Source organism: Paenarthrobacter sp. TA1.8 (genome assembly GCF_048595705.1).
GTDB classification, from domain to species: Bacteria; Actinomycetota; Actinomycetes; order Actinomycetales; family Micrococcaceae; genus Arthrobacter; species Arthrobacter nitroguajacolicus.
In genome coordinates this window covers 580,801-594,494 of sequence record NZ_CP184287.1, presented here as the reverse complement: position 1 = coordinate 594,494, position 13,694 = coordinate 580,801, and the positions used below count along the sequence as shown (strand labels likewise).

Genomic DNA, 13,694 nt, shown 5'->3' with positions numbered 1-13,694 from the left:
CCAACCGTTGGGCGTTGTGTGGCCCGCTCTGCGCCCTAAGATCACGCCAATGCGCGCAGAGCGGGCCTCACAACGTGAACGAGGGGGGCGTTAACGCAAAACGGCCCAGAATATCGAGGAGGATCGACAGCCTGGGCCGTTCAAGAATTCGTACAAAGTTCCTAGGCAGCAGTACCCGACGCCGTCGCGCGAGCAGGCACCTCTGCGCGTTCAAAGTCCGCGCTGAGGTCTTCGACGAGTTTCACGATGGTGGGGTCCAGTGCGAGTTCAGCATCCAGCAACGCCAAGAGAGAAGCTATGCGCTCACCACCGGCCAGGTTGTTGGCTTCCGCTACGGCATCCGACTGCGGATCTTGCAGCCCCGGATTCGCCCCCACGAAAGAGGCCCACACAGCAATCATCCGAGCAGCGGCCTCACCACTCCGGCCCGCCTCACGCTCAGCCCGGAGCACGGGGATTGCCCGCATCCGTAGCTTGGTGCTGGCATCCATGGCGATTTGGGCGAGGTGGTGGGCGATCCGCGAATTGCCAAAGCGATCCAACAACGCCGCCCTGTACTCGGGAATGCCCAACCCGTCGCCGTCAAGGTGGCGGGATGCTTCATCCCAGAACTCCTCCACAGCTTGCAAGCACACAGGATCGGCCAGGGCTTCGGCAACAGTTGTGTGCCCGCGCAGCTGGCCGGCGTAGGCCAGGATGGAGTGCGCGCCGTTGAGGAGCCACAGTTTGCGGTTTTCGTACGGCTCAATGTGGTCCACGAAAACCGCACCGGCGTCCTCCCAGCGGGGGCGCCCGGCAGGAAAGTCACCACTGAGAACCCAGTTACGGAATGGCTCGGCGACGACGGGTGCTTCATCCCGGTAGCGGCACCGTTCACTGACCAAGGCAACGTCTTCAGGGGTGGTGCGCGGTGTGATCCTGTCCACTGATGTGCTGACGAAGCTGACGCTGGTGTCAATCCAGTCCGCCAGCCCGGCGTCGACTCCCCGGGCGAGGTCTACCACGGCCCTGCGCGCCACATTGCCGTTATCCGAGAGGTTGTCGCAGGAAACAACGGCGAGGGATCCGGCGTCGGCGTCCCTGCGCGCGGCGAGGCCAAGGACCAATCGGCCCAACGGCGTCGCCGGCTTTTCGCCGGCACGCAGCAGCGTCACATCGTCCGCGGCAAACCCGTACGCGGCTTCGGTGATAGTTAGCGTGACCACAGCGGTTTGGGAGGCCGCCACCAGCTCCACTAAGCGGTCCACGTTGGCGCCATCCACGGCTTCAACAATGCTGCCTACAACCTCGAACGTATCGCCGGAATCCGAGCGTTCCACTACTGTGAACAGTCCGTCTTGGGCGGCCAGGACCTCGGCGGCGTCCGGGCGACGACCGGTGAACGAAGCGATGCCCCACTCGCCCGCGTCACCGGCGTGCTGCGTGAACCAGGCCTGATGTGAGCGGTGGAAAGCTCCCAGGCCCAGGTGCACGATGCGCACTGGAGCCTTGCGGTCCGGCGCGACGCCGCGGTTTAGCCGCGGCAGTTTGGCGGTCATAGCTTGAACACCCTGCGCGGCGAGGAGTCGACGACGTCGAGAATCAGCTCATGCGCGCGGTCTTCAGTGACGCGGTGCTCGGCTACAAGGCGCGCGAGGAAGGATGCTTCGATCCTGCGGGAGGCGTCGTGCCGGGCGGGAATGGAGCAGAACGCGCGGGTGTCATCGATGAAGCCGGAGGACCGCGAGAAGCCGGCGGTTTCGGTAACTGCCGAGCGGAAGCGCAACATGGCATCCGGGGCATCGAGGAACCACCAAGGCGCGCCGATGTAGACGGACGGGTAGAAACCGGCCAACGGCGCTAGTTCACGGGAGAAAACCGTCTCATCAAGCGTGAAGAGCACCAGGTGGAAATCCTTGGCCGTGCCGAAGTCTTGCAGCAACGGACGGATGGCCTCGGTGTAGTTCACGGCGAACGGAATGTCGTGACCGGTGTCGGCGCCAAACTCAGTGAACGTAGGCTCGTGGTGGTTCCGGTAGGAGCCCGGGTGGATGGTCATGACCAGTCCATCGGCCACGGACATGCGGGCCATCTGGTACATCATGTGGGCCTCGAAGGCATCACGGTCAGCAGCCGTTGCCTTGCCGACGCGCGCTCTTTCAAAGAGTGCTTCGGCTTCCCCGGTTTCCAGCTTGAGCGTGGCAGGCGTGCGGACGCCATGGTCCGCGGATACCGCGCCATGCTCCACAAAATAGCGACGGCGGCTTTCCAGGGCCGCGATGTAGCCGGCGTAGCCGGTTGCGCCGTCGCCCGCGGTCGCGATCAGCCTGTCCACGTTGGCGCTCCAGTTGGGATGCGCCACATTCAGGTAAGCATCCGGGCGGAAGGTGGGGAGCACGCGGCCGTTGAAGCTGGGGTCATCGGTGAGGGCCTTGTGGCTGGCAAGGCTGTCCAGGGGATCATCCGTGGTGGCCAGGACCTCGATGTTGAAGTCCTTGAAAAGCTGCCGGGGGCGGAAGTCCGGCTCTACCAGCTTCGCGGCGATCGCGTCATAGCTGGCATCGGACGGCATCTCACCGAGATCTGCGCCGAGGTTGAACACATCGTTGAACTGGGTGCGCAGCCAGTACCCGGAGGCTGTACCTTCAAACAGCGGCCAGGCTTCGACGAACTGTCGCCAGATCTCCCGGGACTCCGGCGCGGACGCCGCGCCTGTCAGCAACTGATCCATCGGAACGCCATTGGCGTGAATCAGGCGGGTGACGTAGTGGTCCGGACTGACCAGGAGTGCCGCGGGGTCGGGGAACGGCGTGTTCTGTTCGATGACAGCGGCGTCAACGTGGCCGTGGGGAGAAATGATGGGCAGGTCCTGGACGCGCTCCAGCAAGGACCGCGCGATGCTGCGCGTGCCGGGATCTGCGGGCAGGAGCCTGTCTGGGTGTGCGGCAATGGACTGTGACATAGCTCAATCTTGCGTTCCGGTTCCGCATTTTGTCAACCGGTTGCCAAATATTGCCACCCTGTTGCATCTCGCGATGCGGCGGGATGCTGAGGTCAGGCCAGGAGTCGTCCGCTGGACCCTCGCACCACGAGTTCCGTTTCCACCCGGACGGCTTGGCTTGGGGCCTCATGACCCTGCAACATATCCAGGAGGATGGTCACGGCCCGGGTGCCGCACTCCCCCAACGGTGAGCGCACCGTGGTCAGCGCGGGAGTGGTGAAATCGGCGCCGAAAATGTCGTCAAAGCCCACGATGCTGATCTGGTCCGGGACACGCATTCCCCCGGCCTGCAGCTCCTGCATCAAGCCGATGGCCAGGAGGTCGTTGTAGGTGATCACCGCCGTCGCCCCGCTTTCCAACACGTCGCGGGCAACCTGCCGGCCGCCGTCGACAGTTGGTTTGGACGACTCAAGGCGCACCGCGCTGAGCTTGGACCACTCAGCGGCGGCTTTGACGCCCTCCCAGCGGCGGGCCGTCATCCAGGACTGCGCCGGTCCCGCAACATACGCGAGTTTTTGGTGGCCATTGGCGGCCAGGCTGCGCACGGCTTCGCTGATGCCCTTATTGACGTCCGGGACAACGCACGGAACGCCGGTGATTTCACGGTTGATGACGGCCACGGGCTTGTCCGAAGCCAAGGCACGGATCTGGTCATCGTCCATCCGGGGGCTGGCCAGGATGAGGCCATCCACGGTGCTCAGCAGGCGTCGGGCGGCGGTTACTTCGGTTTCCGGCGACTCCGCGGACTCGGCCAGAACCAGCGTGTAGTCGCGGGCGGATCCGGTGGTTTCCGCGCCGCGGATGATGTCAAAGAACGTGGGGTTGGTGATGTCCGCGACGATCAACCCGATGGTCTGGGTGCGGCCGGTGGGGAGGGCACGGGCGAACGGGTTCACTTGATAGTTCAGCTCTGCCGCGGCGTCCTCGATGATCTTCTGCGTCTTGGCGCTCACGCGGCCCGGCTTGCTCAGGGCACGGGACACGGTGGAGGGATTCACGCCCGCCAGCTTGGCGATGTCGTAAATCGTGGCAGAGGACTTCTCCCCCCGTCCACGTTTGGTGGGGGCGGTTGCTGCTCCGGTGCTCGTCAGGTCAGTCACCGCTCCATCGTAGACCTCATGGCAACAAAAAAGGCCGGTTGCCATCCATTGATCATGGCAACCGGCCCGTCCTGATTAGGAACGCTCGGGGAACCTACCCTCTTCAGCAATGCGCTTGTTGAGCTCCTGCAGGAATTCATCCTCGTCAAAGTCCAAGGAAACTTCCTTGCCGGTCCAGCTGGAGAGGTGGATGGCGTTGGCCAGGCGGACGCCATTAATACCGTCCGAGCCCGGGGCCAGAAGAGGCGTACCGTCCAGGATGTTGGCTGCAAAATTCTCCAGGACGCCCGCGTGCTGGCCGCCCCACGCAGACTCGAATTCGATGACCTCGCTGCTGTACAACTCCTCGCGGTTCAGCTGTCCCATGAAGAGCTTGCGGACGCCGTCCATGTCCATCGAGTCACTGATTTCACGCTCCGGCTTGACCAGCCGGGTGACAGTGGCCACCTTGCTGTCCTCCACCACGATCTTGCCCTGGTCGCCCAGTATTTCGAACCTGTCGGTTCCAACGATGTCGTGGGTGGCCGTCACAAAGACGCCCGTGGCGCCGTCGCCGTAGTCCACCACAGCCGTAACTTCATCCTCGACGGCGATGTCGCGGCGGAAGCCGTACGCCACCTTGGAGTACACGGACTGGGGGACGCCGCAGATCCACTGCCACAGGTCCAGCTGGTGCGGCGCCTGGTTGACCAGGACGCCACCGCCCTCGCCGCCCCAGGTAGCGCGCCACTCGCTTGAGTTGTAGTAACCCTGCGGACGCCACCAGTTGGTGATGATCCAGTTGGAGCGTCGAATCTTGCCGATCTCGCCGTTATCGACGATTTCCTTGAGCTTCTTGTACAGCGGGTTGTTGCGCTGGTTGAACATGATGCCGAAGGAAAGTTCCGGCTTGGAGGCAGCGAACTCGTTCAATTCCTTGACCTGCTTGGTGTAGACGCCGGCAGGCTTCTCCACGAGCGCGTGGATGTTGCGCTTGAGTGTTTGGATGCCCATCTCCGGGTGCAGGAAGTGCGGCACGCAGGTGACAATCGCGTCTACGGATCCGCTCTCCAGAAGGGTGATGTAGTCGTCGTAGAACGGGACATCCGGATACTGCGAGGCTGCGAGTTCCTTCTTGGCAGGATCAACATCGCAGATAGCGCCGATCTCCATGTTGGGAACCAGGCCGTCGGTAATGAACTTGGCGTAGGCGCCGCCTTGCTGGCCCAGGCCTATGATGCCGAGGCGTACTTTCTTGCTCATGAATGCAGTCTCCTGTGTAGAAATCTAGAAAAGGTCGGCGTGGCCCATGGCCACCAGGTTGTCGTATGAGGTCTGGAGTGCATCCCAGACGGTCCGTCCATACAGTTCGTCCTGCTCCACCAGGAGGTACCGGGCACCAGCAGCCAGGGCGGCAGGAATGATGGACGGGAAGTCCAGGTTGCCCTCGCCCACTTCGGCGAACTGGACCACGTTGCGGAACTCAGCCATGAATCCGGGGAAGTCGCCCTTCTCCAGGAGCCCGAATGACGACTCCGGCATCTGACCGATCCTGTAGTCCTTGAGGTGCACCATGGCGGTATTGCCGGCGTACTTTTCGAGGGTCCGTACGGGATCGAGGCCGCCGCGCTGCACCCAGTGGACGTCAATCTCCATGCCCATGGCCGGCGAGTTTTCAGCAATGATGTCCAGCATGTATTTGCCATCGAACTTTGCAAACTCAATGTGGTGGTTGTGGTAGTAAAGGCTGATGCCGTGTTCCTGCAGACGCTCCGCATAACCGTTGGCTTGTTTGGCGAATTCAACCACCGAATCCAGCGACTTCATCGCCCCGAACGGGAGCATGCCGATGCGCAGCAACGAGGTATCCAGCCGCTTGGCGTCGTCCACGATCTTGTCGAAGTTGTCCGCCAGTGATTCCACGGGCATGCCTTTGCGGCCTTCAATATTGACGGAAAGCGCAGCGATGTCCATGCCCAATTCCGTTCGGGAGCGGTCCAGTTCGCCCACGTTCTCCGGGGTCATGGGGATTTGGGAAATTTCGACGGCGTTGTAGCCGATCGCACTGACCTTGCGGAGCGTTTCGAACGCTCCCACATCAGCAAAACTGTCCTTCAGCATCATGGCTTGGACGCCTATTGTGGCCACTTTTTCCTCCGGGGTTTCCGGGCCCTTCCGGACCCTGGATGTGTGATGGGGTGCCGCGCTGTTCAGGCCACGGCACCTTGCTGTTCTATTTGGCTGTGTTGATTAGCGAGCAAGCGGTGGCGGTCTGCCCGGCGTTGTTCCTGCCGGTCAGGATCAGGCACTGGCGAGGCAAGCAGCAGCCGCTGGGTGTAGGGGTGTTCGGGATCGCGGGTGACCACCTCGGCGGGGCCTTGTTCCACAATTTCTCCGTGGTACATGACTGCGACGCGGTGGCTGATGTGCCGCACGACGTCGAGGTCGTGGGACACGAACAGGTAGGAGACGCCGGTGTCCTTCTGGATCTGCAGGAAGAGGTCCAGCACGCGGGCCTGGGTGGAGAGGTCAAGTGCGCTGACGGGCTCGTCGCAGACGATCAGCTTCGGAGACAGAGCAAGTGCCCGGGCGATCGCGACTCGCTGGCGCTGGCCGCCACTGAACTCGCGCGGCAGCCGGTGAATTGCGTCGGTTGGCAGGCCCACTTGGTCCAGCAGTTCCTTGACGCGCTTCTTGGCGGCAGCGGGCTCCATGCCCTGCACACCCAATGGTTCAGCGAGGATGTCGCCGATTTCCAACGCCGGGTTCAGCGAGGTGTACGGGTCCTGGAACACCACTTGGAGGTCACGGCTCAGCGTCCGGCGTTCCTTGCGCGAAGCGTTGCTGATGTCATTACCTTCAAAGATCACCTTGCCGGCGGTGACAGGTGCGAGGCCCAGGACGGCACGGCCAAGGGTGGTCTTGCCCGAGCCGGACTCCCCCACCAGACCAAGGGTTTCGCCTTGGCCGATGGTGATGTTGATGTCCGTCAGCGCCCGGAAAGGCTTGGCCCGGAACCTCTTGCTGGGATACTCCACCACCAGGTTCTCCACCGACAACAGCGGCGCTCCCTGCGATGAATCAAAAGGGATACTCATGCCACCGGCTCCTTCTGTGCGGCTGATCCGGACTGTGCGGCTGATCCAGGCTTGGACACAAGCATGGTCATGGGGGTCTTTCCTTCGAGCATGGACCCCAGCAGGGTCTGCGTGTAAGGCTCTTTCGGGTTGCGGAGAATCTCGCGGACGGTGCCTTCTTCCACAAGCCGCCCGTTCTGCATCACAGCGACGCGGTCGCACAGATCGGCGACAACGCCGAAGTTGTGGGTCACCAGGATCACGCCGATGTTCAGCCGTTGCTGCAGCTCGCGCAGCAGGTCCAGGACGTCGGCCTGCACAGTGACGTCCAGGGCGGTGGTGGGTTCGTCAGCGATCACCAGATCCGGTTCGCAACTGATGGCACCGGCGATGAGCACACGCTGGGCCATGCCGCCGGATACCTCGTGCGGGTAGGCCTCGAAGGTCCGTTCCGGGTTGGCAATGCCGACGTCGGTGAGCAGCTTGAGCGCACGCTGGCGGGCTTCTGCTTTGGTGATTCCCAGGACACGGACCATGGGCGTGACCAACTGGTACCCGATGGTGAAGGCCGGGTCCAGGTTGCTCATGGGTTCCTGCGGAATGTAGGAGATCCGCTTGCCACGCAGCTTGGACAACCGTTCCTGGCTGACGCGGTCCTCGCCCGGGGCAACGGTGTAGTTGCCGTCGAACTGGATGGAACCGCCCACAATCCGTGCGTTGTCCGGCAGCAGGCCCAGGATGGAGAACGCAGTCTGGGACTTGCCCGAACCCGATTCGCCAACGATTCCCAGGATTTCGCCACGGTCCACGTGGAAGGAGACATCGTCCACGACCTTTTTGATGGAACCGTCCGCCTGCGGATAGCCGACGCCGAGGTTGGTCACCTTGACCAGGTGGTGTTCGGTTCCGGCGTCGACGGCGACCACTGACTTCCGTGACTGGCGCGCCTTGGCGGGGTCCGGCGTCGTGCTTTCAACAACAGCGGCTTTCTTGCGGTGCTTGATCTTCTCGCCGTCTTCCAAGGCGTCGCGGATGGCGTTGCCCAGGAGAACCAGTCCGCCGATGGTGAGAGCCATGGCCAGTGCGGGCCACAGAAGCAGAGTCGGGGTGAGGTAGACGTTCTTGAAGCCCTCCGAGAGCATGACGCCCCAGGTTGCCTTGGTGGGATCGCCCAGGCCCAGGAACTCAAGCCCGGACTGGATTGCGATGGCAACACCGGCGATTGCGGCGGTTTGGATGATGATGGGTGCGCGGACCACGGAGAAGATGTGGCGGGCGATGATGCTGAGGTCGGACAGGCCGGAGACACGTGCGGCATCGACGTAGAGCTCGTTCCGGACCGACTGCACTGCGGTGCGGGTGAGCCGGAAGTAGGAAGGGCTGATCAGGATGCCGAAGGCGATCATGGAGATCCATACCGACGGGCCGAAAGCCGCGCGGATGGTGAGCAGGACGATCAGGCCGGGCAGGCTCATGAGGATGCTGACTACCCAGTTGGAGACGGCCTCGAATTTACCCGCGTAGTACCCGGCGATCAGGCCGGCCGGGAGTCCTATGGCAATCGCTACACCGGCACACAGCAGCGCGGACAACAGGGTCAGCTGAGCGCCGAAGAGCAGGCGACTCCAGGTATCGCGCCCTGCACTGTCCGTGCCCATGATATTCACTGAATCCGGGGCCGCCAGGGTTTTGGAGATGTTGGCGAAGTTCTCTTCGAAGGGCGCGATCACCGGCGCCAGGATGGCCAGCGCCGCGATGGTCAGCAGGATCACAAGCGAGGCGATGCCCATGGGGTTCTTCAGGAGGCGGCGCAGGACGGTGGACCGGACCACCGTGCCGCTCTGGCCGGCCTCGGGCTTCGCTGCGAGGCCCATGGAGTCTGCTGATACTGCTGTTGAATCTACGGAATCGCTCATGACACACGTACTTTCGGGTTGAGCCAGCCATTGAGGATGTCCACCAGGAGGTTCACGACGATGACAACCACCACGGTGTACATCACCACTCCCATGACGACGGGAAGATCGGTTTGGGTAGTAGCAGCGACGGCCAGCGGACCCATTCCCGGGAGGGCGAAGATCTGCTCAATAATGACCACGCCGCCCAGCATGCCGATCAGTTGCAGGCTCAAAACGGTCAAGCCTGCCGGTGCAGCGCTGCGGAGAACGTGCTTGAAGAGAATTTCACGCTCCCCGATGCCGCGGCTGCGCAACGTCCTGACGTAGTCACGCTCAAGTTGCTTGATCACGGCGGAGCGAATCTGTTGGGCACCACCGGTGACACCGTTGATCAGCAAAGCGATCACCGGAAGCGTCATGGAATAGACCCAGGCCTCCGGCCCTACCTCCGGGGAGATGGTGCTGGTGGCAGGGAAGAAACCCAGCTGGATGGCCAGGATGGTCACCAGGAACACGCCGATCACATATCCGGGGATGGAGTCCCCGACGATCGCGCCAATCTGGACCACCCTGTCCACCCAGCCGCGCTTCACGGCTGCTGCAACGCCGATCAGTGCTGCGCAGATGGCGATCAAGATCATTGCGGTGAAAACCATGGTCATGGTCACCGGGATGCGGGTGGCCAGGGAGCTGGCCACCGGCTCCGAGGTGAACCAGGAAGCCCCAAGGTTGCCGGTCAGGGCATCGCCCAACCAAGCGAAGTAGCGGACAAAGAGTGGTTGGTCGAGTCCCAGTTCCTGTTCCTTCAAGGCAACCTGTTCAGGTGTCGCCTGGTCGCCCAGGATGTTCTGGGCGATACTTCCGCTGGAGGTGTACAGCAGGGTGAAGGTGAGGACCGAGACGACGAACAACACCACCACACCACTGCCCAGTCTTTTCGCAATGAACTTGATCATGGGGTCCTACTTGGCGGGCGAGTAGTTGTAGATGGACGGAACGGCCTGCTGGACCTGCGGCGTGACGTTCACTTTGTCGTTGTGGTAGTACATCTGGTTCACGCGGAACAGCGGGGCGAACCAGGCTTGTTCCACCACGTATTTGTTGACTTCCTGGGCCAGCTTGCCGGCATCTGCACCACCGGTGCGCACGGCCGCGATCTTGGCCTCGAGCTCGGGAGTGGTGGTCTTGAACGGGTTGTAGAGGGCCTTGGTGGAGACGATCTGGTCGATCGCCACCGTGGGCTCCCCCTGGAAGAGGTTGAAGAAGAGCGCGGGATACTTTTGGGCGGCAACGTCCGAGGTGAAGGTGTTGGTGATGGCTGCACCCGGGTTCAGGGTGATGCCCACATCAGCGAGCTGCTGCTTGAGCACGGAGATCAGGGTTTCCGCGCCGGGAAGGGTGGGAACGTCGATGCTGACCTTGCCCTCGAAGCCGGACTCCTTCAGAAGCTGCTTGGCTTTCCCTGGATCGTAGCTGTAGTAGTTCTCCAGCTCCTCGGTCCAAGCCCCACTGTCCTTGCCGAACGGCTGCGTGGTGGGAGTGCCTTGGCCCAGCATTACCTGGTCAAGGATGGTCTTGCGATCAAAAGCATGGTTGATGGCCTGGCGGACCTTGACGTTGGCCAGAGCCGGGTTCTTGGTGCCATCGCGGTCAAGAAGCAGCAATCCGGACCAGTCCACTTGGTTGGTTTCGAGCTTCATCTTGGCGCCCTCGGCCTGCTTGCCATTCTTGGGATCCAGCAGCGTGGCATCGATCTGGCCGGACACCAACGCGTTGGTGCGGGCAGTCGGATCGGTGAGGATCTTTAGCGTCAACTTCTTGAACTTCTGGAGGTCCTTGTTCCAGTAGTCTTCCCGGGCGGTGAAGACAGTCTGCGAATCCTTCACGGAGGCTGCCTTGTCCATGACGTAGGCGCCCGACCCCACGGGAACGGTCTTGATGGCATCGGTGCCCAGTGCTGCAGGGCTTCCCATGAGGCCGGCAGCCTGGCTCAGGAAGTATTCCAGCGCCGGCTCTGCCGCGCTGAGGTTGATGTCGATGGTGTCCTGGTCCACAACGGCGATGTCCGATACTGAACCGAGCTGGGCCATCTGGGGTCCGTTGGCCTTCTTGAAGTGGTCCAGGTTGGCCTTGGCAGCCGTGGCGTCGAACTTGGCACCGTCGCTGAAGGTGACGTCCGTGCGGAGGTCCACAGTGAGCTTGGTGTTGGTGTCGTTGTACTTCCATGCCGTGGCGAGCATCGGGCTGAGTTTGCCGTCCGGTTCGCGGAGGATCAGGGAGTCGTAGGCTGCCTGATATGGCTGAAGAGCGTGACCGACGTGCGCCTGTGCCGGATCCCAGGAAGTGATGTCCCGGAGGGTACCGAGCGTCAGTGCGGTGACAGTGGTTCCGCCACCGGCAGTCGAACCGGTTCCGGCTCCGCCGCCCCCGCCGCCACATGCGGTGAGCGCCAGGGAGGCGCTAAGTACGATGGCGGCTGCTGCCGCCTTGGGACCTAACTTCATTGTCGGCTCCTACTGAGTCTTTGCCTGATGCGAGTCAGAGCTTGGTGTGTGGCCTGCGCCACATTTTGTGGTTATGAGATTTACAGTACGGACTTTGCGGGGTCTTGGCAACCGATTGTCAAAAGTTTCTTAAATTGTTGCCAAGGGGCTGTTCGGCCGATGAGCTCAGCCCACTTGGCCAGCAATCTCCGGGTAACTTTGCGCGTAAATATCCTTGATGATGCCCAGGGATTTGCCGGCCTCAGCCGGGCTGATCCAGAACGGTCCGGCGTCGTGCAGCTTGTTGTAGAAATCTGCAATCAGCAGCTCGTGGGAAACCCCCCAATAGGATCTCCCCCCGGTCTCCGCCACCCTCTCGGGGACGACGTCCACCGTGCCGTCGGCATAAGTCACCGTGAGATCACCGCGCAAGCTGAGTGTTGCCTTCTCTGTCACAATGTCCAGGGTGACCGGCGCATTCACCGCGTTGGCAAGTGTTGCGTAAAAGACACTCCGCGCTCCGTTCACGTGCTCGGCAACGAACTCCGCGGTGTCTTCCACCTCGATCACGCCGCCCAGTGAGCGGGTGGACGCGTGGCCCTCCACCTTGGCAACATCACCCACCAACCACTGCAGCAGGTCTACCGTGTGGATGGCCTGGTTCATCATGAGGCCGCCGCCGCCCTCCGCCCACGTGCCACGCCATGGGCGGCTGCGGTAGTAGCTGCCGTCGCGGTGCCACATGACGGTTGCCGAAGCGCCGATCACCTGACCCAGCGTGCCGCCGTCGAGCAGTTCATGCATGGCTTGCGACGTTGCGTTGTACCGGTTCTGGAAGCAGACGGCGATTTTCGCCGTGCTCCGCTCCGCAACCTCGATCAGCCGCCGCCCTTCGGCCAGCGTATGGGCCAGTGGCTTCTCCACAATGACGTTCACACCACGCTCAAGGCAGTCAGCGGCAACTGAAGCATGAAGATGGTGGGGCGTACAGATATGTACGACGTCGGGGCGAACCTTTTGGAGCATGTCCAGGTAATCCGCGTACCCCGGTACGCCATGCGCAGCCGCCGTCGCTTCCAACCTCTCAGGATCGGTATCGCAGACCGCCACCAATTCGGCATTGTCCATGGTGGCCAGGGCCGAAAAGTGAATAGTCGAGATGTCGCCGCAACCAATAACTGCTGCTGTAGGCATACCTGCTCCTTTGAAGGTTAATGCTGGGGTTGTTGAACGCCGGCTGTCAGGCCAGCGTGACGCCATTCTTGGCAGCGAGGACCGCAAAGGCGCGGGCCGCGACACCGAAAGCAACCGGGCCCGAATACCCTCCGAGCTCGTGGGCGCTGGCCAGGTGCGGCTCAAGCGAGGCGAAGCCGGTGTAGCCATCAGCAGCAAGGGCGCTAATGGTTGCGTCCAATTCGCCGTCGCCCTCGCCGGAGGGAACCACTTCACCCGTGGTGGCGATTGCATCCTTGATCTGCAAGTACTCAAGGTAGGGACGCAGGATGGCATATCCCTCCGTGTAAGGCTTGACGCCTACCTGGACGAAGTTGGCGTTGTCCCAGGCGACCCGAAGCGCAGGTGAGTCGACCGTCTGCATGATGTCCAGGACGCGATCGGGAGTATCGCCATAGATGCCTTTCTCGTTTTCGTGGAGCAGGATGATACCTTGCCCTGCAGCTTCTGCCGCCAGTGCTGACATGCGCTCCATGACGGCGTCACGGATGCCCCCCTGGCTCTGGCCTTCTCCTCGATAGAAGGAGAAGATGCGGACGTATTTAGTCTCCAAGGTCTTGGCAACCGAAATAATCCGGCGAAGCCGGGTCACCTCATGCTCGACCGGAAGGCTGACGTCCACCTTGCCAATGGGGCTGGCAACAGCCGAAACCTTGAGGCCCTTCTCGTCCAAAATATCCTTGAGCCGCAGAGCAGCCTCAGGCTCAAGCTCTGAAACGTTGATCCCCCAGGCGCTGCGGACTTCGATGTGGCTCGCGCCGAGGGCCAACAGCACGGCGGCCTGGATGGCGGGATCGGGGTCTACTTCGTCGCCGAAACCGGACAGGCTCCACACGGCACTGGGTTGAGTCACGAAAGTCTCCTAGGTAGTCCTGCAGCGACACACAGTGGCGCGGTGACGCAGTTCACAGGCGGGTCTTATCCCCTCGAGTTTAGCCATCTTG

General features: G+C 62.2%; 11 protein-coding genes. All 11 read right to left on the bottom strand.

The genetic code is table 11. The features are described from left to right. Window positions 1–161: 161 nt before the first annotated feature. The 11 genes from ACNAOT_RS03025 to ACNAOT_RS02975 all read right to left on the bottom strand — a co-directional run bounded on the left by ACNAOT_RS03025 (window position 162) and on the right by ACNAOT_RS02975 (window position 13,603). Window positions 162–1,538, bottom strand: a complete 1,377-nt coding sequence (locus ACNAOT_RS03025; RefSeq protein ID WP_420179978.1) for a mannitol dehydrogenase family protein — start codon at window positions 1,536–1,538, stop codon at window positions 162–164. Continuing rightward, on the bottom strand, window positions 1,535–2,941 hold the full coding sequence (gene uxaC / locus ACNAOT_RS03020; protein ID WP_420179977.1) for a glucuronate isomerase: 1,407 nt from the start codon (window positions 2,939–2,941) through the stop codon (window positions 1,535–1,537). Before uxaC ends, ACNAOT_RS03025 begins: the two co-directional genes overlap by 4 nt. Before the next feature lie 92 nt (window positions 2,942–3,033). Further along, window positions 3,034–4,080 (bottom strand): LacI family DNA-binding transcriptional regulator, encoded by a 1,047-nt coding sequence (locus ACNAOT_RS03015; RefSeq protein ID WP_420179976.1) that lies wholly within the window; start codon window positions 4,078–4,080, stop codon window positions 3,034–3,036. A 75-nt stretch (window positions 4,081–4,155) separates the two neighbouring features. Beyond that, window positions 4,156–5,322 (bottom strand): Gfo/Idh/MocA family protein, encoded by a 1,167-nt coding sequence (locus tag ACNAOT_RS03010; protein WP_420179975.1) that lies wholly within the window; start codon window positions 5,320–5,322, stop codon window positions 4,156–4,158. 24 nt (window positions 5,323–5,346) lie between these two features. Then, window positions 5,347–6,207, bottom strand: a complete 861-nt coding sequence (locus tag ACNAOT_RS03005) for a sugar phosphate isomerase/epimerase family protein (RefSeq protein ID WP_420179974.1) — start codon at window positions 6,205–6,207, stop codon at window positions 5,347–5,349. Window positions 6,208–6,269: 62 nt separating this feature from the next. Next, complete coding sequence (locus ACNAOT_RS03000; protein ID WP_178996697.1) at window positions 6,270–7,157, bottom strand: ATP-binding cassette domain-containing protein; 888 nt, start codon at window positions 7,155–7,157, stop codon at window positions 6,270–6,272. Further along, a complete protein-coding gene (locus ACNAOT_RS02995) occupies window positions 7,154–9,052 on the bottom strand; it encodes a dipeptide/oligopeptide/nickel ABC transporter permease/ATP-binding protein (RefSeq protein WP_420179973.1) in 1,899 nt (632 codons plus the stop codon). Before ACNAOT_RS02995 ends, ACNAOT_RS03000 begins: the two co-directional genes overlap by 4 nt. Continuing rightward, window positions 9,049–9,990, bottom strand: coding sequence for an ABC transporter permease (locus ACNAOT_RS02990; protein WP_091465018.1), 942 nt, complete (start codon window positions 9,988–9,990; stop codon window positions 9,049–9,051). Before ACNAOT_RS02990 ends, ACNAOT_RS02995 begins: the two co-directional genes overlap by 4 nt. A gap of 6 nt (window positions 9,991–9,996) precedes the next feature. After that, a complete protein-coding gene (locus ACNAOT_RS02985) occupies window positions 9,997–11,538 on the bottom strand; it encodes an ABC transporter substrate-binding protein (RefSeq protein WP_420179972.1) in 1,542 nt (513 codons plus the stop codon). 165 nt (window positions 11,539–11,703) lie between these two features. Then, the gene (locus tag ACNAOT_RS02980) at window positions 11,704–12,711 is read right to left on the bottom strand and encodes a Gfo/Idh/MocA family protein (RefSeq protein WP_420179971.1); all 1,008 of its coding nucleotides are present in this window, start codon (window positions 12,709–12,711) and stop codon (window positions 11,704–11,706) included. A gap of 46 nt (window positions 12,712–12,757) precedes the next feature. Continuing rightward, window positions 12,758–13,603: a sugar phosphate isomerase/epimerase family protein gene (locus ACNAOT_RS02975; RefSeq protein ID WP_420179970.1), complete on the bottom strand. Its 846-nt coding sequence runs from the start codon at window positions 13,601–13,603 to the stop codon at window positions 12,758–12,760. Window positions 13,604–13,694 lie beyond the last annotated feature (91 nt).

What these genes read in the sequence shown, in the direction of transcription:
- ACNAOT_RS03025 (WP_420179978.1), bottom strand. Translation starts at nt 1,538, where the DNA reads ATGACCGCCAAACTGCCGCGGCTAAACCGCGGCGTCGCGCCGGACCGC.
- ACNAOT_RS02990 (WP_091465018.1), bottom strand. Translation starts at nt 9,990, where the DNA reads ATGATCAAGTTCATTGCGAAAAGACTGGGCAGTGGTGTGGTGGTGTTG.
- ACNAOT_RS02985 (WP_420179972.1), bottom strand. Translation starts at nt 11,538, where the DNA reads ATGAAGTTAGGTCCCAAGGCGGCAGCAGCCGCCATCGTACTTAGCGCC.
- ACNAOT_RS02980 (WP_420179971.1), bottom strand. Translation starts at nt 12,711, where the DNA reads ATGCCTACAGCAGCAGTTATTGGTTGCGGCGACATCTCGACTATTCAC.
- uxaC (WP_420179977.1), bottom strand. Translation starts at nt 2,941, where the DNA reads ATGTCACAGTCCATTGCCGCACACCCAGACAGGCTCCTGCCCGCAGAT.
- ACNAOT_RS03000 (WP_178996697.1), bottom strand. Translation starts at nt 7,157, where the DNA reads ATGAGTATCCCTTTTGATTCATCGCAGGGAGCGCCGCTGTTGTCGGTG.
- ACNAOT_RS03010 (WP_420179975.1), bottom strand. Translation starts at nt 5,322, where the DNA reads ATGAGCAAGAAAGTACGCCTCGGCATCATAGGCCTGGGCCAGCAAGGC.
- ACNAOT_RS02995 (WP_420179973.1), bottom strand. Translation starts at nt 9,052, where the DNA reads ATGAGCGATTCCGTAGATTCAACAGCAGTATCAGCAGACTCCATGGGC.